This window comes from Porphyromonas crevioricanis (assembly GCF_900167225.1).
Taxonomy (GTDB): domain Bacteria; phylum Bacteroidota; class Bacteroidia; order Bacteroidales; family Porphyromonadaceae; genus Porphyromonas; species Porphyromonas crevioricanis.
This window is the reverse complement of the sequence record NZ_FUXH01000004.1, coordinates 131,552-151,436: the sequence shown is the minus strand read 5'-3', so window position 1 is coordinate 151,436 and position 19,885 is coordinate 131,552. Positions and strand designations below refer to the sequence as shown.

Annotated in this window: 14 protein-coding genes and 1 rRNA gene; 4 read left to right on the top strand and 11 right to left on the bottom strand. The window is 44.0% G+C overall.

Annotated elements, in window-relative coordinates; genetic code table 11:
* The 4 genes from rrf to B5D48_RS03810 all read left to right on the top strand — a co-directional run.
* Nucleotides 1–84: ribosomal RNA gene (gene rrf, locus B5D48_RS03825) — 5S ribosomal RNA — on the top strand; the annotation flags it as partial.
* A 765-nt stretch (nucleotides 85–849) separates the two neighbouring features.
* Nucleotides 850–2,676: an InlB B-repeat-containing protein gene (locus tag B5D48_RS03820; RefSeq protein ID WP_143742799.1), complete on the top strand. Its 1,827-nt coding sequence runs from the start codon at nucleotides 850–852 to the stop codon at nucleotides 2,674–2,676.
* 318 nt (nucleotides 2,677–2,994) lie between these two features.
* Entirely contained in the window at nucleotides 2,995–3,732 is a 738-nt protein-coding gene (locus tag B5D48_RS03815; RefSeq protein ID WP_023936808.1) for a DUF3108 domain-containing protein, read from the top strand.
* A 5-nt stretch (nucleotides 3,733–3,737) separates the two neighbouring features.
* The gene (locus tag B5D48_RS03810) at nucleotides 3,738–4,940 is read left to right on the top strand and encodes an AI-2E family transporter (protein WP_234985395.1); all 1,203 of its coding nucleotides are present in this window, start codon (nucleotides 3,738–3,740) and stop codon (nucleotides 4,938–4,940) included.
* Nucleotides 4,941–5,105: 165 nt separating this feature from the next.
* On the opposite strand, the gene B5D48_RS03805 is transcribed toward B5D48_RS03810, so the two are convergent.
* The 11 genes from B5D48_RS03805 to B5D48_RS03750 all read right to left on the bottom strand — a co-directional run bounded on the left by B5D48_RS03805 (nucleotide 5,106) and on the right by B5D48_RS03750 (nucleotide 19,859).
* Nucleotides 5,106–5,672 (bottom strand): cob(I)yrinic acid a,c-diamide adenosyltransferase, encoded by a 567-nt coding sequence (locus B5D48_RS03805; RefSeq protein ID WP_023936804.1) that lies wholly within the window; start codon nucleotides 5,670–5,672, stop codon nucleotides 5,106–5,108.
* 29 nt (nucleotides 5,673–5,701) lie between these two features.
* The gene (locus tag B5D48_RS03800; RefSeq protein WP_052512519.1) at nucleotides 5,702–6,313 is read right to left on the bottom strand and encodes a hypothetical protein; all 612 of its coding nucleotides are present in this window, start codon (nucleotides 6,311–6,313) and stop codon (nucleotides 5,702–5,704) included.
* 18 nt (nucleotides 6,314–6,331) lie between these two features.
* Nucleotides 6,332–7,357, bottom strand: a complete 1,026-nt coding sequence (locus B5D48_RS03795; protein ID WP_036888917.1) for an NAD-dependent epimerase/dehydratase family protein — start codon at nucleotides 7,355–7,357, stop codon at nucleotides 6,332–6,334.
* Between the two features lie 87 nt (nucleotides 7,358–7,444).
* Nucleotides 7,445–9,652: a ribonuclease R gene (rnr, locus tag B5D48_RS03790; RefSeq protein ID WP_023936801.1), complete on the bottom strand. Its 2,208-nt coding sequence runs from the start codon at nucleotides 9,650–9,652 to the stop codon at nucleotides 7,445–7,447.
* Nucleotides 9,653–9,841: 189 nt separating this feature from the next.
* Complete coding sequence (locus B5D48_RS03785) at nucleotides 9,842–10,582, bottom strand: response regulator transcription factor (RefSeq protein ID WP_023936800.1); 741 nt, start codon at nucleotides 10,580–10,582, stop codon at nucleotides 9,842–9,844.
* Between the two features lie 57 nt (nucleotides 10,583–10,639).
* Nucleotides 10,640–12,238, bottom strand: coding sequence for an ATP-binding protein (locus tag B5D48_RS03780; RefSeq protein ID WP_023936799.1), 1,599 nt, complete (start codon nucleotides 12,236–12,238; stop codon nucleotides 10,640–10,642).
* 276 nt (nucleotides 12,239–12,514) lie between these two features.
* Nucleotides 12,515–13,096 carry a superoxide dismutase gene (locus tag B5D48_RS03775; RefSeq protein ID WP_023936798.1) on the bottom strand — a complete coding sequence of 194 codons (582 nt, stop codon included), beginning with the start codon at nucleotides 13,094–13,096 and terminating at the stop codon, nucleotides 12,515–12,517.
* A gap of 308 nt (nucleotides 13,097–13,404) precedes the next feature.
* On the bottom strand, nucleotides 13,405–14,514 hold the full coding sequence (locus tag B5D48_RS03765) for a S41 family peptidase (RefSeq protein ID WP_078801677.1): 1,110 nt from the start codon (nucleotides 14,512–14,514) through the stop codon (nucleotides 13,405–13,407).
* A 579-nt stretch (nucleotides 14,515–15,093) separates the two neighbouring features.
* Nucleotides 15,094–17,139, bottom strand: a complete 2,046-nt coding sequence (locus tag B5D48_RS03760; protein ID WP_042120193.1) for a M13 family metallopeptidase — start codon at nucleotides 17,137–17,139, stop codon at nucleotides 15,094–15,096.
* Between the two features lie 13 nt (nucleotides 17,140–17,152).
* Nucleotides 17,153–18,091 (bottom strand): glycosyltransferase family protein, encoded by a 939-nt coding sequence (locus B5D48_RS03755; RefSeq protein WP_023936789.1) that lies wholly within the window; start codon nucleotides 18,089–18,091, stop codon nucleotides 17,153–17,155.
* A 340-nt stretch (nucleotides 18,092–18,431) separates the two neighbouring features.
* Entirely contained in the window at nucleotides 18,432–19,859 is a 1,428-nt protein-coding gene (locus tag B5D48_RS03750; RefSeq protein ID WP_036888808.1) for an MFS transporter, read from the bottom strand.
* Nucleotides 19,860–19,885 lie beyond the last annotated feature (26 nt).

The window sequence follows — 19,885 nt, the reverse complement described above, 5'->3', positions numbered from 1 at the left end:
ACCTCTTCCCATTCCGAACAGAGAAGTTAAGCCCAACCACGCCGATGGTACTGCGTATAGTGGGAGAGTAGGTAGCTGCCGTTTTTTTTTAGATAGCGGGTGATGAGTTGTAAGACTTGTTACCCGCTATTCTTTTTTAGACCGCGCCCGCGCTGTTCCCGCTGTTTTATTCTCTCTCTTTCCTCTCTCTTTCCTCTCTAACCTCTTTCTCTTGCTTCTCTTCTTTCCTCAAGAGCGAAGGAAAGCAAGAGGTAGAGAAAACACAGCCTGAATGCTACTACAAACAATTGCTCTAACTATTTCCTTATCTATTCCTCCTGCTATATACCCCAACCTCTAACCCTCTCTTTCCATTACACGCTGATCTTTATTTCCCCCTTTCCAATTTCTGTGCTTCTAATTAGAGCTTATATCTCCGCTGATCGGGCGAGACTCTATATCAGCTTATCTTTCTTATTCCTAATCTTCAGTTTTCTCTGAAGAGGAAAACTACTCTTTTCTATATTATTGCCTATGCGGAAAGAGTATTGAAAGGGTATTCCTACCCTCTTGTTTAGCTAAATTTATCTCCAAATAAATACAATATCGTTCTGAATATATCTCTTCTTATTTCGATAATGGAATATATTTCTTATGTTTGGGGTGCCGAAGGAAACAGGGATTCTATCTATTTTCCGAAAAGACAGATGAATGAACAGTAACACATAACCATTAAATATGAATAGAATGCTACCAAAAACAAGCTTATCTGAGAGAAGAGCAAAGTCTGCGGCTATCTCTCTTCGAGCGCGATTCCATTTGTTCGGATCGTTTTCTTTGCTCCTACTTCTTTTTTGGGCCTTGAATCCTATGCCTGTAAAAGGTCAGGAAGAGAATGTCATCAAGTTGTCTGTAAATCTTTCTGAAAATTCCGGATCGGATGACGATGATATATCTCCTTTTTCTCCTGCTTTTGGAGAAGGAAAGGAGATGACTGCACAAATCAAGCTAGAGTTGACTGGTGATGGGAAAATTACAATTGAAGGGGTAAAAGAGCCCTATTCCAGCGAGACTTCGAGCTATACCGCCATTTCAGAAAATGTGGTGATAAAGGGAAATGTGACTTCTTTCAGCTGTGCTTTTGACAGTAAGATAAAATCGATAGAAGCAGAAGGACATACTGCTCTAAAAAATGCTTCAATTCGCTATAGTAATGTAGAATCTATAAATCTGAAAGCCTGTAAAGCTCTTTCTTCTTTTGAAGGCAATTCTTCTTCAATTGCTGAGCTGGACATGACTGATTGCGAATCTTTAGAGACTGTAGAATGTGGTGGTATTATTAAATTGACAGTGGCTAAGTTCGATGGTTGCGCCAAACTTAAATCTGTGAATTTATCTAACTGCCAGATTGGAACCCTTAATTTTGCAGGCCATACAGCTCTTGAGAAAATTGAATGTCAGGGAAATGATTTGTTACAGGTGGATGTTTCGGGATGTTCTGGACTTATCAATTTGGATTGTTCTAAAAATTCGAAGATGAAAGCCTTGAATTTGCAGGGATGTATAGCTCTTAAAGAGCTAAATGTTCATAGTAGCTCCAGTCTGGAGAAATTAGACCTTTCAAGCTGCAAGAGTTTGGTTTTCCTGATGATTTCTAACAGTGGCCTTTCTTCCTTGGATGTCAGTGGATTCTCTTTGATGGAGCAGTTATATTGCGAAAAGAATAATCTTACATCCCTTAACGTTTCAGGCTGTAGTGCCTTGAAACTTCTCAGTCTTCACTTGAACAAACTTAGCATGGAAGTGACAAGTAAGATTGCTTCTGATTTGCCACAAAGAGGAGACGGTGATGGAGCCAAGATTTTTGCTGTCGGCGAGCATTCCGACTTTACTGAAGAAAACAAATGGAGTAAGGCAACAGTAGCAAAGATGAAAGCTAAGGGTTGGACTGTGCAAAAACGGAAAGAATACGAAACAGAAGACTATGAAGGAGAAGCTGTCAATTATGCTGTAACTCTAGTGCAAGGCGAAAAAGGAAAGATAACTATCAAGGGATATGATGAAGCCGCTCTTGCTTCTATAGAGGAGGGTACAGAGCTTGAGGTTGAAGTTGAAGCTACAGAGGGTTATCGCCTGCGGAGTTTGACAGCCAATGAGGTGGATATTATGGCCAGCAAGAAATTCATTCTCAATGCTCCTACTATTGTGAAAGCAGTCTTTGAGAAAGCTGTGTTTGCCGTGTCCGTAGAGTCAGAAAAAGGAGGAAAGGTAGAAATTAAAGGAGAAGCAGGTCTTGATCTGAATGCTGTACCATTCGGCACAGATCTTACAGTCGTTGTTACTCTTGACGAGAATTATGAGTTGGAATCATTGAAAGCCAACGATAAAGACATATCTAAGGAGAAGAAATTTACAGTGAAGGAGGATACCAAAGTAGTGGCCAAGTTTAGGGACATAACTTCCTCTGCTTTTCTCTCTACATCTACTATCCATATTTACCCCAATCCAGCTCAGGATTATTTATATGCCATCAGTATGCCTAATACAGAAGTGCGCTTACTTTCTCTTGGTGGAAGAGTGTTGCTTTCTTCCCACACAGATAGTGAGGGTGTTCTTTGTTTAGATATTTCCGGATTGCCTGCTGATACTTACCTTTTGCAGGCAGGCAAATCTGTGCAAAAGGTGATTATAAAGTAAGAGCTGCGGTGACATTGAACCAGAGAACTTCGGTTTGAGAATTGTAGAAATAAGAGTGTATCGAAAATGTTTCGATACACTCTTGTTTTTTCTACAAATGCTGTCGGGTAGGGCTGTTGCGAACACAACTCAAAGCCCTTTTTTGTAAGTTTGCCATGCACTCTTTGGGTGTTTTTATGAGATAGAGATATTCAACAATTATTATTTTCAATGAAGCTATACGACGTTTTTTTTAGGATATGCTTGTGGACCCTTTTTCCTGGAGTATCCATTTGTTTGTCTGCTGAGGCACAACCGAATAGATCTCCAAAGGCACTCATGCACCCAGATGAAATACTCAAGTACAATGTGGAGTTTCAGTGGGGGCTTATTAGCCCGAATGCCGGTTCTGCTGAAATGAGGATGCGTGAGGTTCAGGATAGAGGACGCACATTGTATGCCTATAAAATCAGTCTACGTACATCCTCTTTCTTTGACAATATATATTATTTGCGAGACCAGGTTGAGTCTTTTTATTTGCCGGATCTCACTTTTGTTCGCTCTATTAAAGACTTGGTTGAACGGGAGAAGCCAAGCACCAGACGTATGACCGTTCATTTTGGAGCAGGTAATAAAGCCAGGGGATATCGGTATTATCAGAATAGAAGAGATTGGGTAATGTATGATACGATTGTTCCTCTTGATAGCAAATATCCTGTTGTGGACTTGTTCGGCTCGGTCGTTTATCTTCGCTCTGTAGACTATAGCCAATTGTCTGAGGGGCAGCGTTTCTCCATTACGGTGATAGACAATGCCGACGTGATACAAGCAACGATCACCTACAAAGGGAAGGAAAAGCTCAAGGTGAGCAGAAAAAAGAAATATAAGACATTGAGATTCGTAATTGATATTCACTCAGATAAATTCGAGCAGCAGAAAGAATCTATGGAGGTATGGATCAGCGATGATGACAATCGTATCCCAATTCAAATGAAATCGCAGTTGAAGATAGGTGCGGGAGTAGCTGTATTGAAATCCACATCCGGCCTTAAGTATCCTTTTAGAGCAGCAGAGTAAATAAAATGGAAAAATCTAATATGACCAGCTTCTTTAGGCGAGAGTTCACGTTCGACCGTACTGCACGTATCGTTTTCCTTTTATTGTTGCTCTCTTTTTTGGCAGCATTGCTCTCAGGGCTCAAATCGGTTCTCATCCCTTTTGGATTGGCTTGGATATTTGCATATATCCTCCTGCCTTGGGTCCGCTTTATACAATACAAGCTTCGGGTGAAATATAGACTTCTCTCTGTTATCATTGTATTTCTATTGATAGCTGGGATATGTACCCTTATGGTCCTTACTATCATCCCGACCATTAGAGAAGAGATCAATAAGACATGGGTATTGATACAGCAGTACACTAATGAGGATTCCATATTGGGTATTTTGCCCGACAATATAGCCAAGCTCCTTACTAACAATGCCAACATAGGAGAATTTCTGCAAGACATCAGTCCCGAGAATATATTCGAGGGAGGGCGACAGATTATGGATCAGTTGAGTGGACTTGTCAGTGGTACTATATCTGTAATGTCGTGGGCTACAGTCTTTACCATGGGATTGATCTACTTTTTCTTTATACTGGTAGACTACGAATCCTTGATACATGGTTTGATCGGGCTTTTCCCTCTCAATATCAGGCGCACAGCTACGATGGCTCTATCCGATGTAGATTATTATATGAATAACTACTTTCGAGGTCAGGCCATGGTGGCTTTGAGTGTAGGGGTACTGTTGGCTATTGGCTATCGCATTATGGGCTTGCCCCTGGGTATTACCATCGGGTTATTTATCGGTATGCTGAACTTCATCCCCTATATGCAAATTCTGGGCATACTCCCCTTGACTTTTCTAGCAGGCCTATCTGCTGCCCAAACAGGATCGAACTTCTTTGTCGTTTGGGCTATTACACTCGGTATACTGATGCTGGTACAGATCATACAGGATACCGTGCTAGTCCCACACATTATGGGGCGTCAGATGGGGATGCGTCCTTCTTTGATACTGCTTTGTATCACTATTTGGGGAACGTTGTTGGGCTTTTTTGGCTTGATCATAGCTTTACCGATCACCATGACAATTTATTCTTTCTATATGCGTTTAGTGGTGAAAGATCCAAGTTATATCGATGCTCACAAAGAAGATCGAAACGACAAGAGGAAGCGTAGACGAATAAGACGGGCTAAACGGATGAAAAGAGAAAGTACTGATGCGATAGCTTCTTGAAGCTTCTATTGGATCTTTGCTTATAAAACAAACCGCTATCAAAGAAGTCAAAACTCTTTGATAGCGGTTTGTTTTTGTTCCCTATGCACCTTTTTTGCCTTGCGTGAGGCCGAGCTTTCTCGTCTAAATCATATATCTGAAAAGGGAGAGTCAAAAGGGAAATTGTCAGAGAACGGTCTTATCCCAGGTTGTTTCTCTACCACAAATACGATAGCCTTCCTTTCTGGCCAAAGCAAAGAAATAATCACTCAAACGATTAACGAACTTGAGTATGGCATCTTCCACTTTGGCCCCTTCCGAAATCAATCTGTATATATGCCGTTCTGCCCGTCGGCAAACGGTACGACATACATGGGCCAGAGCTCCCTGCCGCCCCCCAGCCGGTAGAATGAAAGCTGTCATCCGAGGCATAGCGCCATCAAGACGGTCAATTTCTTTTTCGATTCGCTCTATTGTTTTCGGAAATACATAACTCTCTACCATCAAGCTTGTAGTATCTTGATTCGTTGCCAAATATGAACCGATGGTAAACAGTTTGTGCTGAATCCAAGAGAGAAATTCATAGTCTTCGGGAAGCAACTCCTCCGCTATTAGTAGTCCGATGAAAGAATTAAGCTCGTCTATAGTCCCATAGGCTTCCAGCCGAGTATCAAATTTGGGGACGCGTTCGCCTCCTACCAGACTGGTGGTTCCTTTGTCTCCTCCACCGGTGTATATTCTGCTTTTTGTCATGATAAATTTATTTGTGAATAAAGTCCTCTTTATATGAAAGCATTGTAATGCCTTTTGTGCAATCTGCTGTGAGTAAAGGCCATGCCAATCCGTCCCAAATCAATCGAAACAGATATATCCGGAGACTCCAACAGATGTCCCCAGAGAGAGAAACAACTCTCGGATCTTAGGTTGATAACAAGCATTTGTTCATCTGATTTCGATAATAGTGAGTCACAAATGCTTGCTTGGTCTGAAGCAAGGTTCAAGTCCTCGAGTACAATCAGATCAAAGAATCCGGAAGAAGGCTTTTTCTCTATGCTGTTGTCCAAATGTTGCACCTGTTCCAATTCAATTTTGCTGCTTGCCGCTCTTACATACTTTTCCACTAGAGAAGGGTCTTTTGCCAATAAAAGACAGCTCCGAATGTGCATTTGATCCACAATTCTGAAAATCAATTCCAATTCCCTGAAACTCCAATTGGTCGGTGTATTGGCATATTCGGCACGAAGGCTTGGGAAAGTATAGTATGGAGTTCGCTCTTCCACCAGACGAGTAATAAATCGGAACACAAAGGGAGAGTGTATACCGTACCCTCTGCGATGGAAGATAAAACGAAACGATCTCCGCAGAAACAGTTTGACGGCGGTTTTTGTCAGCATAGTCTTTCTGAACGACGACTAAAAGAAATATTTGCTCCTTATCGGATCTCCAGACTTGTGGGCTTTGAGAGGTTCAGACTGGGCAAACAGCGACTTCCCTCGGACAGAACCAAACAAAGCGGAGCTTACTCGTTTGAGTAGGCCTTTAGATTTACCCAATTCCTCGAAGTAACGGTCAATCGAGTATGTCCGAAATCCGATCTGATCATTCAATGAGTTGCTATCAGCGAAATATCCTCCGCTACCATTGCGAGTAGCAAAGCTATGGTCAGGAATATCCTTGAAATCAATATGCAGCTCAGAGAGGAAGCGTTTTATAAGTTGTTCGTATGTAATTCGGCAAGCCTCTCCACCTCCTACATTGTAGATATGTCCCCATAGCCTGTTACGTTGCTCGTATGACTTGATTACGGCTGTGCTCAAGTCTTGTGCATGTATCAGCTCCATGCGCGTGGATAGCGGAGTCTTGAATATTTCAGGGCTTAGTTTGATACCTTGTGTGTACAAAATGTAACCGGGACGATATATGATCCAATCCAGAGAAGCTTCTCTGACTATTTTCTCTGCTTGCATTTTGGTGATAGCATCATAATCCCCTAAAACAGGTCCAGGTATATCTTGAGCACTGATCATAGGAGACTTGAGACGGTCTCCATAAACTCCCATGGTAGAAATGTATAGTAGCAAAGCCGTGGGGCTGTACTGCTCCAGTGTTTCTACCAAGTTGTGTGTTCCCAGCACATTGATAGCTTCTGCCTGTTTGAGACTTTTGGAGGCTTGCTCCCTGGGGAGACTGTTGTTGTGTATCACAAAGTCCTGTCCGGCGCAAGCCTCCCGGAGAGCTTCTTCGTCCAGAATATCACCATAGTAAACGGTGATGGTTCCTTTGTGTTTCTCCAAGAAAGTCATATTGGCTGATGTCTTACGATCGAAAACGCTTATCTCAAATTGTTCCTTTTGGCTCATCAAGCCTGATAAAATCTCTTTCCCCAGAGGATTTGTGGCTCCAACGAGCAAGACTCTGATCTTTGAGGTATTGTTCATAGTTCCCATTGTTGTTGATGTTTTTGTTGTTTGAAAAAACTTGATACGGCAGTAACGAGGGGAGGGGGAGAGGTGTCTATTGTCGTGCTAAACCAATTCAAAATCCAGTTGCCTGCGTTCGAGGTTGGCAGAAGCGATACGCACACTAAGAGGATCCCCTAGTGCATAACGTTTTTTGCCTCGTCTACCAATGAGACAATAGTTAGCCTCATCATATTCGTAAAAATCGTCGTCCAACGAACGCATTGGTACCAGACCTTCGCATTTGGATTCGTTCAACTCCACGTACACACCCCACTCGGCGACACTGGATATAACCCCATCAAACACTTGTCCCAACCTGCTTTGCATATACTCTACCTGTTTATACTTGATAGATTCTCGTTCAGCTTGAGCTGCAATTTGCTCCATCTCTGAGCAATGTACACAATCCTCCTCATATTTCGTCTTATCCAACGAACGTCCTCCCTGCAAATAGTGAGTAAGCATGCGATGTACCATCAGGTCGGGGTAGCGACGTATTGGCGAAGTGAAGTGGGTATAGTTTTCAAAAGCCAAACCATAGTGCCCTACATTGTCCGTGCTATAGCGGGCTTTTGCCATAGTACGGATAGCAATAGTCGAGATAAGTGACTCTTCCGGTTTGCCATGTATATCCGACAAAAGTCTATTGATGTCTTGTGAGACATTATCTCCTTTTCCCCTAAACTTGAAGCGGTATCCCAATCGATAGATGAAAGAGCTGAGGTTGTCCAGCTTTTCGGGATCGGGTTGTTCGTGTATTCGATAGACGAATGTTTTTCCTTTGCTTTGCGTGGAAGCCTTTTTCATTTGAGAGATGTGAGTGGCTACAGTTCGATTGGCCAAAAGCATAAACTCTTCTATCAACCAATTGGCTTCTTTGTTTTCTTTCACATAAACCCCGATAGGCTTTCCTCGCTCATCCAATTGGAATCTGACTTCTTCGGACTCGAAAGCGATAGCACCTTTATCAAAACGCTGTTTCCGTAGTTTGCCAGCCAATTCATTGAGTTTGAGGATTGCCTCTTTGCAGTCTCCTTCATTCCCATCAATGATCTCTTGAGCTTCTTCATAAGTAAATCTCCTCCGGCTTCGGATCAGTGTCCGAACAATACGATAGTCCATTACTTGCCCATCTTCATTCATCTCAAAGACACAACTGTAGGCAGGTCTGTCGCAGTCGGGTTTGAGGGAACACAGGTCGTTGCAGAGTTTCTCCGGCAGCATTGGGATAGTGCGATCTACCAAGTAAATACTTGTCGCCCTCTCATATGCTTCTCTATCTATTACACTTTTTGGCGTAACAAAGTAGGAGACGTCTGCGATATGTACACCAATTTGGTATTTGCCGTCCTCCAGTTGTGTAAATGAAATGGCATCATCGAAGTCTTTTGCATCCGCAGGGTCTATCGTGAGAGTGAGTGTCTCTCTGAAATCTTCCCGTTGAGCAACCTCTTCTGCAGAAAGATTTTCGGAGAGCTTTTCGGCAGCTTTTTCTACATTTTGAGGGTAAGAGTAGGGGAGAGAGAATTGGGCAAGGATTGCGTGCATTTCTGTTTCGTTGTCTCCCGAAGGGCCCAAAACGCTTATTATTTCTCCTACCGGATTTTTGGCATGCATTGGCCAGTCCGATATACGAGCTATTACTTTATCCCCGGCCTTTGCTCCCGAAAGTTTAGACTTGGGTATAAAGATGTCATAACCAACTCTGCGATCTTCGGTTGCTACAAAGGCAATGTCTCTCATTATCTCAACAGTTCCGACGAAAGAATAGGTTTTTCTCTCTATTATCTCTATCACCTGTCCTTCCAGATCTTTGTCTCGTCGTTTAGCAAACAATTGCACTCTCACACGGTCGCCATTGATGGCATGGAGTGCATTCTGATCTGCAATCACAACAGAAGGGATGTCATCGGCTATGGGCAACAAAATGTTTCGTCCGTTTATACGTCGCTCAAAAATTCCTTCTATGGTTCGATTGGTAGCGTTGTATTTGTACCGACCTCGATCTACACGTACAAGGACATGGTCGATAGCCATTTCTTCCATGATGCTGTAAATCTGCTGCCTTATGGGCGGATATTCCACTCCTATGCGATGGCTTACCTGCTTGTAGTTGAATACCTGTCCGGGATTTGCTGACAGAAACGCAAACACGGTCTTCTCCAGCTCTTCCCTGTTGAAGCCGGTTATTCTTTTGTGCTGTTTGCCAGCCACTTTTTCCCGTAGTCTTTTCCTTGCAGGGGTTACTTTTTTCCTATTCTTTCTATTCATTCGTTGTACACACTCAGTCTATTAAGAGAGTAAAAAAACAAGGGAGCCTCTTGCGCACCGCCATCAATCCACAGTTGCGGTCGTATGAGGCTCCCCGAAGAGGGGCAAGACGACATGTGCTCGACAGCATCGATGCACACAGCACAGAAGACAATCGTTCTTTGTGCCAACACGTCTGCTTATAAGGACTTACAATTTGCGAGTATTTTCCTCTATGTCGTTTATCGGGGTTACAAGACGATATCCTTTCCCATGCACGTTGCGGATCGTGATCGAAGGGTCGTCCTTGAGCAGTTTACGCAACTTCGTTACATAGACATCAATGCTTCTGCGTTTGTAATCATCACTGTCGATATCTGTCTTACCGGCATGCCATACTGTTCTGAGAGCGAAGTCTCTTTCCAGCGTGTTGTTTACATACATACACAAGAGGTTCAGCAGCTCAGACTCTTTGGTTGTCAGCTTCGTAACTTTGCCACCTATTTCGAGGGTCTGGTTGAGCGTATCGAAGTGATACTTCCCAATCTGATAGAAAGGCATTGCTTTAGCCTTACGGCCATTGATGCGTCTCATGATAGCCTCGATACGGAGCAAAAGTTCTTCCATTGAGAAAGGTTTAGTCAGGTAGTCATCAGCTCCGACCTGGAAGCCTTTGAGTCTGTCTTTGGGAACATCTCTGGCTGAGAGGAACACAATAGGGATATCCATATTTACACTACGGATATACTCTGCGACTTCAAACCCATCTTTCTTAGGCATCATGATGTCCAATATACAGAGGTCGTATTTCGATTTTGGGAAACCCTCTATCCCCAACTCACCATCCGTAAAGAGGTCTACATCAAAGCCTTTCGATATAAAGAACTCTTTCAGCAAAAGTCCCAAACTCTCATCGTCTTCACAAAAGAAGATTTTCATTTGTTCTTCCATATTCCAATTTGTTTTATTTACACGTTCATTACTCCTATTTTGAGGAAAACAGATTTATCATGTGTTTTGTTTAATATTCGGTAGCGTTATTATCATTTTTGTTCCTTCACCTACTTTACTTTCAGCTCGGATGGATCCTCCCATCTCCTGCAATACCATGTGTACATAGGCCAAACCAAGGCCAAACCCTTTTACATCATGTCTGTTTCCAGTATGTACACGATAGAAACGTTTGAATATCTTGTTCTGGCTTTCCGGAGGAATACCGATACCATTGTCTTGCACCACGATTTCTATCTTCTTCCCGACATTGCGAGAATGGATTGCCAACATCAGTTTCCTATCGGGTTGTCTGTACTTCACTGCGTTTTCCAGAAGATTAAAGATTGCATTTGTCAAATGCATTTCATCGGCAAGTATCCATGTGTCTTCGGCTTCCAAATCAAGATCCAAATTCCCTCCTGTTTGCTGAGCTTTGAAAGAATAGACCTCGGCCACACCAAGGATGATCTCATTAGCATCCACTTCCTGCATCTTGAGCTTTATACGTTTGTCTTCAAAGAGAGAGAATTGCAATACCTTCTCTATCAGCATCGAGAGTCGCTGTGTTTCACTGGATATGACACCCAACAGCCGAGACATGGTCTGCGGATTGGAGGTAATAGCTTCGTCTCTCATCATTTGGCTAGCCAAGCTGATAGAGCTTACTGGAGTCTTTAACTCGTGTGTCATATTATTGATAAAGTCTGTCTTGGTCTGAGCAAATACTTGCTTCTTATACAGTATGTATACAGTCCATGTGGTCAGTACAAGAAGCACCAGAGCCGAAATCCCAACGGGGATAGCAAAGCCACATACCGTCTCTTCGTAGGTCTGTTTCTCCGGGAAGATAACATCCACATAAGCAGCCTCGGATGGAGAATCGTTTTCGCATAAAAAGAGGTACTGCCGTATGGTATTGTTTTTGTCGGGCTTTACATTCTTGTATTGAGGAAGGGTCTCAAAGTATTCCAGTCCCCCCTTTGCATTGTAGAGCTTGTATAGAAAAGCCGTTTTTAGGCCAACTTCATCCAGCTCATAGCGGATTGTTTCTGTAAGTCTATTTACCTTGATCCGCTGCTTAGTTGATTTGAATTCACTCTCAATGAGGGTACGCAGTATCACCTCATTGAGCAGCTCTCGTTTGTGCAAATATCTTCCCAACTGGGACATCTGCAGTCTCGTGGCTGTATTGGTCGATTTGTGTGTTGTCCCTAATTGGCTGGGGGTGTTTCCCTTGGCTTTTTGGGAAGCGACAAGCCATTCTACCGGTAGACTATCTGCAGAGTGTCCCCAGATGCCGGCAAAAATATCCTCATTGAATATTCGTCTGGAGGCTGATATATTGTGAGGGTGAGACTGCGGGAGCCCCGTTGGAGCTTCCAATGTAGAGGCAAAGTCCGTACTGTCGCTCATTAGATTTTCGTACAAGCATACCCGCATCTCGTCCAGCTCTAATTTGGCTGAGACCCGGCTCAAGGCCACCTTAGCCAGACGATTGAATTGCTCATCCTTGGCCTCGTAAACCTTGCGGATATAAAGCACCTGCACAACGAACAGCAAAACGAATGCCGTCATGAGCAAGACCACCAATATGCCTATTATACGATTCTTCATTTACAACAATAGAGTCAATCATATTATATAGGTTTAACACAGGTGGAGAAATTTTCTATTTGAGCTATTGAATTTTTTCTTCTTAAATCTAACTGCTTGTCTGTCTGCCTGAATAGTAAAGAATTATGAGCTGATAGGGGGACTTTCAACGAACTTTTTGATGAAAAGAATACCCACTAAGCTATTCTTAAATAGATCGAGAGGCCAACCCAAGTATTTCTACTACTCGGATTGGCCTCTCGGATGTAAAATAGAGGTGTAGGTGATAACCTTATTTTAGTATCGCTTTGCTACTTCTTCCCAATTTATTATTGTCCACAGATCTTTTATGTGATCAGCGCGTTTGTTTTGATAAGTCAGGTAGTAGGAGTGCTCCCAAACATCGAAGCCGAGAATAGGTTTCAATCCATTCTTGCAGGGGTTACTTCCATTGGGTTCCTTGGTAATTACCAATCTCCCATCTTTATCCGCTGCAAGCCAAGCCCATCCGGAGCCGAAAAGGGTAATGGCCGCATTGGTCATTTCTTCCTTAAACTTCTCGAAGCTGCCCCAAGTAGATTCGATCGCACTCAACAGTTTACCTTCCGGCTTCTCCTGTGCCTTCCCTTGTGGAGTGAATTGAGTGAAATAAAGGTTGTGGTTGAGGACTTGACCGGCATTGTTGAATACTCCACCTTCGCTCTTGGCGATGATTTCTTCTATGGGCATATTTTCAAACTCAGTGCCGGCAATCAACTTATTGAGGTTATCCACATAAGTTTGTAGGTGCTTGCCATGGTGAAACTCTATGGTTTCTTTGCTGATAACCGGAGCCAAAGCGTCCGATGCGTAGGGGAGGTGAATCAATTCGTAGGTCATAATATCTTCTAACTTTCTGTATTAAATTAAATACCAGAGGTCTGCCTTGTTTATGTCAATAGACTCAGCCGGGCAACCTCATTCGGACGGCCTTGTCTTCTTTCGCTACTATAACACATCGTTTGAGATATTTGTTTTCATGAGCTTGTCGATTCGCCAAGAATTAAAGGAAGACAAACTTCCCCTCCTTTATCTCAAATTCAGAGAAGGCAGATCTAAGTTTCTTTTGTCTGTATAGCAGAAGGGTCTGTCAGCTGTCTGTATAGCAGGAGGGGTCTGTCAGCTGTCTGTATAGCAGGAGGGGGCTGTCAGCGGAGGCGTTCCCATTCTTGCCGGATATGCTCTATACCGGCTTCGATGAGATTGTCTCGACCCGAAGCAGCTTCTTCCTCAGAGAAGGGAAGTCGTTTGTGAGGAGAAATTCCAAACTCTACATCCTGCATGTTTTTGTCTAAAGTGCGTGACGCCGAGTATCGTACCCCCCAGCCATTTGGAAGTTCCGAAGACATCGGCATGCCGGCTCCTCCTCCTGTTGTATCTCCCAACACAAGTACATGAGGGATATCTTTCATCTTTAGAACGAAATCGTTGGCTGCGCTATAGACCCCTCTATCTACTAATAGTACTACGGGTCTATACCAACGCACCCCTCTTGTCACCGGCTCTATATACATGGCTCGTGGCGAAGAGAAATCGTTGTGTCCCGGGCCGGTCTTGTGTCGCATATAACTCGTGAGAGTCTTCTCGCGCACAAAATGAGATGCCAGACGATCCGACAAGTTCACGTTGCCACCTCCATTTTCCCTTATATCAAAAATAATTCCCTTACAATCGGCCAATCGGCTAAGGGCTGCGTTGATATTAGCATGGCTTACCGGATAAGAAAAACTATTGTAGACAATGAGGGCTACGGAGTCCTTTTCGTGGTTGTTGTAGCGAATCCGTTCGTAATTCAGACCTCCTGCAATTCGGTAATCTCTCCCCAGGTATTTACCCCTCACATAGGTGTTTAGAGAGGTCGGATAGTTTTCTTTCCAACCCCAATAGCGTCCGTAGTCAAAAGGAGTGATGATATTCACATGCCCGTCTCTGAGCTCTCGTATCAGATCACTCATCTTGCGGAAAAGCTCATCCGTGGTCATATCGGGGCGCATTTGCTGAATGTGTTTTTCGTACAAGTCTTCCCACGTCGAGTCTTGTGGCAGCTTGAGGTCGAAATAACAATACCCCTTATCCAAAATTTCCCACAAGGCACGGAAATTACGTTTTGGATCAGCTGTGTAGTCATCCTCTGTACTGCAGCCGACAAAGAGACAGCTCAATAAAACGCCAAAGCTCAGAGCCGGGTATTTGAGCCTTCTCCATCTGAAATAGAGACTTCGTAGGGTTATATGTCTTTGGTTGTAGGTCTTTCTCATAGCTTGCAGTATCGAACACACAGCGCAAAGATAGTCATATCTATTCCTCTCCGAATTGTATGATTCCACACCCATTTTCCCGACTTTTTTTTCAGCACACGTCAGCCTTCTGAGTTTCCGTATATATATAGATAAATTTCTGTGCGCAAGAAAATAAATTTCCGTGCGCAAGAAAATATTTTTTTGTGCGCACGAAAATAATTTTTCTTGGCCACGAAAATTTTTCGTCGTATATGCCCAATCTGGAAGATGTGGCGAAAGCAAACCGAGAAGGGTGGTGTAGTGAAAAAATTGTCAGTCGGAGAGATTGATTCGATGTAGGTCTTACACTTATCGCTAAATAGGAGCCATTGCACAATATAGTCTCGCTATGCTCTCTCTGCAAAGCCGAGATAGAGGGACTATTGAGAAGCATTTCCTTGACGCCCCCTGCAATGTTCTCCTCTATATAATGGAAGTGTAGGGATACAAAAAGAGGGTGGCCAAAATATCCTTTTGACACACCCTCCTTCTTCGTTTCTTGTCGGATATATCTTCACACTGTCAGTGAAGTAAATATTCGACAGTCGTAGATGTTGCTTACCAAACAAGTACCCGATCTTCCGGGCTGAGGTACATCTTGTGTTCGGGACGTACATTGAATGCTTCGTAGAAGGCATCAATATTTCTCAAGGTTTGGTTTACGCGGTATTCGCCCAGGCTGTGCACATCTATAGTTGTAAGACGAAGAGCAGCCTCCTTACGGATATTTTGTCCCCACACACGAGCGTAGCCGATGAAGAAGCGTTGTTCCGGACTTAGACCGTCTATCACCTCTGCTTTCTTGTCTTTCATGGCTTCTTTCATCGCCATGTAGGCAATCATAAGACCTCCCTGGTCAGCAATATTTTCACCCAGAGTGAGTGCGCCGTTGGCATGGACGCCATCTGCTACTACAATATCATCGAATTGTGAAACGAGCTTCTTTGTTGCTGCTTCGAACTTCTCACTGTCTGTCTTGATCCACCAATCCAGCATATTGCCGTCTTTATCGAAAAGACGTCCCTGATCATCAAAGCCGTGTGTCATTTCATGCCCGATAACAACACCGATAGCACCATAATTTACGGGGTCATCTGCATCTATGTTGAAGAAAGGAGGTTGCAGGATACCTGCCGGGAAGCATATTTCGTTTGACGAAGGCTCATAGTATGCATTCACCGTCTGCGGAGACATATGCCATCTTGTTTTGTCGACCTCTTTACCCAGCTGAGACATTTCGTAGTCTTGCTCGAACTGTATGGCTCGTTTTATGTTGGCATAATAATTATCCTCCTTTATATCCAGCTTGCTATAGTCTTTCCATTTGTCGGGATAACCGATTTTTACGGTAAAGCTGTTGAGCTTATCCTGCGCTCTCATCTTGGTAGAATCGCTCATCCATTCCAGCCCATTAATTCTCTGACTGAGGGCTTTGCGTAAGTTCTCCACCAATACGAGCATCTTGGATTTGGCTTCTGCTGAGAAATACTCCTTCACATAAATCTGCCCCAGAGCTTCCCCAAGCACGGCTTCGATAGTAGAGACGGCTCTTTTCCAGCTGGCCTTGCGCTCTGTTGTACCGCTAAGAGTCTTACCAAAGAAGTTGAATTGTGCAATTCCAAAGTCATCACTTAGATAATCGGCTGCATCGTTCATTACTCCGGCCAACAAGAAGTCCTTGATCTCTTCGAGAGGAGCAGCATCGAACCACTTGTCAAATTTTTCGAAGTAGGCAGGCTGCATTACATCCCATTCTTTCAGATCACTCAGGTTCCTTTCTGCGAGGTAGGCGTTCCAGTCAAAAGCCTTATGAGAAGCTACAAAGTCTGCTACATTCAGCTTGTTGTAGTTGGCTATTGGATCACGTAGCTCTACAGAAGAGAGGCTGATTTTGGCCAATTCTGTCTCAACTTTGAGCATGTTGTTTGCGATGCGCTCAGCTACACTTTGCTCATATCCGGACAGCTTGGCCAATTCCTTGAAATAGTCCAAATATGCCTGACGATAGGCTTTGTGTGGCTCGCTATCGTCTGTGTAATAGCTCTTGTCGCCCATCGTTAGGGATATTTGGGCGATATGCATCATGTTCATTTTGCTATTCTTCATGTCGGCAGCTACACCCGAACCGAAGAATGTACTGGCTCCTTGTTTGTCCCATTTTCCTGCCAGCTTTCCAAGCATCGCCTTGTCGGTGATGGCCTCTATCTCTTTCAGATCCTCTTTGATAGGTTCGGCTCCGTCACTATTACGCTTAGTGCTATCCATGGCTTGAGCATAAAGAGTGGCCATGCGGTATTCGTTCGTGCCGGGTTTCTGTTTTGTAGAAGAGTATTTCTCTACAATTCGGTGTATGCGAGCTTCGGTAGAATCGCGCAATACATCAAAAGATCCATAGCGGCTGTCTTCCGGCTTGAGAGGATTCTTAGCCATCCATCCACCGTTGGCATAGCGGAAGAAGTCGTCTTGTGGCGTTACTGTGGTATCCATCGCCGTGGGGTCAATGGCTGGAACTTTTTCTGCTTGTTGTCCGGTCTTACCTGAACAAGCACCCAAGACTAACGTACAGCCGGTAGCCATGGCGAGTAGAACATTTGTTTTTTTCATTGTTGCAATACTTTTATTGGTGTTTTGCTTGAAATAAATTATCGGGATAAAGGCCTTCACGAGTCATTTTTGCAAGAGTCTCGACTACCTGAGGGCGATCGGCTGCATAGGTGACTCCAAACCATTTGGCAGAGGAATGCAACACCTCTACTGTTGCTTTTTGGGAGCTGATTAGGTCGCTAACTACGGTTGGAATATAAAACTCGCTTTTCGGCTCATTGATTCGTTTATCCAAAAACTTATGCCACAACAAGTCTCCGTGTGCAAAATAGTCGGGCGTAAATCCCCACATATTCATAGACACAATAGATTCGGCTACGAGAACTTTAGTCTCTGTTGGATTTTTCGGGTCGGGGCATTGGATTTGTCCGTCTTTCATCTCAATACCGGAGTGCTCCACCACTGTGGAGAGCAGCCCTTGCTCGTCAATAGAACAGACTCCTCTGGATACGGCACCGCTTTCACTTAGAGTCTTGCCAAGCTCGAAGCCTACCATACAATACTGCCCATTCCTCCCATGCAGTTGATTAAGGCGATTGGCCAATACCTCAAAACTATGTCTGCCATAGAAATCATCGGCATTGATCACTCCAAACGGCTCATCTATCACTTCCGCTCCCATTTGTAGAGCATGTCCGGTACCCCAGGGTTTTTCTCTCCCATCGGGGCAGGTATAGCCCGATGGAAGCTTGCTTATCTCTTGAAAGACGACTTCCGTAGGTATGATGTGGTTGTATTTAGAAAGCACTTTCTCGCGGAATGCTTGCTCAAAGCTGTGCCGGATGACAAATACGACACGACCGAAGCCTGCTGCAACAGCATCGTATATGGAATAGTCCATGATAGTTTCTCCCTGAGGGCCTACTCCGTCAAGTTGTTTGAGACCTCCATAGCGGCTCCCCATACCGGCGGCGAGCACGAGTAATGTGGGTTTGTGGGTTTGTTCTTCCATTTCTTGATTTCTTGTGTAATCAGCGAGTCGACCTTCTCAATAGGGAACGAGGGAAGACGACATACTTCGCAAAATTAGTCAAAGCCAAACAAATATGGTTTCTACTGCGGAAGTTGCAGTTCCTGATAATCGTTGTGTTCGTCGGGATATTTGTTTTAGCACCGATTGAAGCTCGAACACACACAACGCCTTTGATGATCATTGTATTAGTCGGAAACGGCAATATACTTTCTTGAGATTGGCTATATATGCTTTGTTTGCAGAAAAAAAGCCCTCGGCAATGCTTATGCATCACCGAGGGCTGCTTGCTCTAGACTAAACTAAGAGCTTGTAGGTTAGCTTATTTCTTCTTTATATTGGGAAGCTCCAAGCCATAGCCCTTCCTTCTATCTTCAGCTTTGAGCCAGAAGCCAAGGATAAGAGCTGCTATACCCAAGCTGGCGAATACCAGCATAGGGTTCATGTAGTTGTATTGCAAGGGATCTTCCACATTTGGATTGCTGGAGCGGAGTACATTACCGATAATCATCGGGAAGGAGTAGAGACCAATGTTCTGGATCCAGAAGATAACAGCATAGGCCGATCCGAGCAGTTTCCCTTCTACCAATTTGGGTACAGAAGGCCAAAGAGCTGCAGGTACCAGAGAGAAGGAAATACCCAAAAGAATAATCGCCAAGAAGGCAATAACAGTCTTAGCTCCGGCAAAATGGGGGAGGAATGCAAAAAGGCTATGACAAGAAATCATTAGTATGGCTCCGAGCATTAACATTGTTGCGCCTTTTCCCTTGTGATCAAGGAAGTTCCCAAGGAAGGGAGTGATAGCAGCCGCCCCGAGAGGGAAGAAGAAGAAAATCCATCCAGCATCTTCCGAACTCATATTGAGATTACACTGCAACATATTGATAGCATACTTTTGGAAAGGGAAAATGGCTGAATAGTAGAGCATGCACAAGAGTGCCACAATGAGGAATGTCTTGCTTCCAAACAGCCTGCCCAGATCCTTGAATTTGAAAGGATCATCTTTCTCTTCCGTGCTGTGGCCGATCTCTGCATCGAGTTTCTTGTCCATAAAGAAGAATGCAAAGAAACTCAGTAGACCTATACACATCAGAGCAGCGCAGAGCAATACCGGTCTTGATACATCCACCAATCCACTCATGTCTGCAATACGCGGGCCTAATAGTACGGCGGCAGCGACCCCCAAGCGGGCAATAGCCATTTCTACTCCCATGGCCATAGCCAATTCGTAACCTTGAAACCATTTAACGATAGCACGGGAAACAGTGATACCTGCCATCTCTACGCCACATCCAAAAATCATGAATGCCACCGAAGCCATTTTGGCTGAAGGAGCCATCCCCTCGAAGAAGGGAGTTACATTCCACCAGGCTTTGGGCAGGTTGAAGTTGTTGGTAAAGAAAGCTTCGGCAGCACTGCCTTCAAAAGCAGAAGAAACTGCATAATATTTCAGAAAAGCACCGATAACCATTACAACTCCTGAGAGGATAGCTGTACGGCGGGCTCCCATTTTGTCTAGGATAATCCCCGCAAAGATGAGGAAGAAAAAGAACACATTGAGGAACATTTCACTCCCGGCAAAATTCCCATAATCAACGGGAGACCAACCTTTGTTTGTTGTGAGCATTGCCTGCAGAGGAGACAGAATGTCCACAAACATATAGGCAAAGAGCATTGTGGACGCAAGCAGGATAAGGACGGTCCAGCGCAGGAGCGGCTTATCCCTCATCGTTTGTACTGTTTGATCCATAAGAAATGAATATTGGATTGATAATT

Bases quoted from the DNA above. Each gene is read 5' to 3' on its own strand.
- B5D48_RS03775 (WP_023936798.1), bottom strand. From the start codon at position 13,096: ATGACCTACGAATTGATTCACCTCCCCTACGCATCGGACGCTTTGGCT.
- B5D48_RS03765 (WP_078801677.1), bottom strand. From the start codon at position 14,514: ATGAGAAAGACCTACAACCAAAGACATATAACCCTACGAAGTCTCTAT.
- rnr (WP_023936801.1), bottom strand. From the start codon at position 9,652: ATGAATAGAAAGAATAGGAAAAAAGTAACCCCTGCAAGGAAAAGACTA.
- B5D48_RS03760 (WP_042120193.1), bottom strand. From the start codon at position 17,139: ATGAAAAAAACAAATGTTCTACTCGCCATGGCTACCGGCTGTACGTTA.
- B5D48_RS03750 (WP_036888808.1), bottom strand. From the start codon at position 19,859: ATGGATCAAACAGTACAAACGATGAGGGATAAGCCGCTCCTGCGCTGG.
- B5D48_RS03805 (WP_023936804.1), bottom strand. From the start codon at position 5,672: ATGACAAAAAGCAGAATATACACCGGTGGAGGAGACAAAGGAACCACC.
- B5D48_RS03755 (WP_023936789.1), bottom strand. From the start codon at position 18,091: ATGGAAGAACAAACCCACAAACCCACATTACTCGTGCTCGCCGCCGGT.
- B5D48_RS03815 (WP_023936808.1), top strand. From the start codon at position 2,995: ATGCACCCAGATGAAATACTCAAGTACAATGTGGAGTTTCAGTGGGGG.
- B5D48_RS03810 (WP_234985395.1), top strand. From the start codon at position 3,738: ATGGAAAAATCTAATATGACCAGCTTCTTTAGGCGAGAGTTCACGTTC.
- B5D48_RS03820 (WP_143742799.1), top strand. From the start codon at position 850: ATGCCTGTAAAAGGTCAGGAAGAGAATGTCATCAAGTTGTCTGTAAAT.
- B5D48_RS03795 (WP_036888917.1), bottom strand. From the start codon at position 7,357: ATGAACAATACCTCAAAGATCAGAGTCTTGCTCGTTGGAGCCACAAAT.
- B5D48_RS03785 (WP_023936800.1), bottom strand. From the start codon at position 10,582: ATGGAAGAACAAATGAAAATCTTCTTTTGTGAAGACGATGAGAGTTTG.
- B5D48_RS03780 (WP_023936799.1), bottom strand. From the start codon at position 12,238: ATGAAGAATCGTATAATAGGCATATTGGTGGTCTTGCTCATGACGGCA.
- B5D48_RS03800 (WP_052512519.1), bottom strand. From the start codon at position 6,313: ATGCTGACAAAAACCGCCGTCAAACTGTTTCTGCGGAGATCGTTTCGT.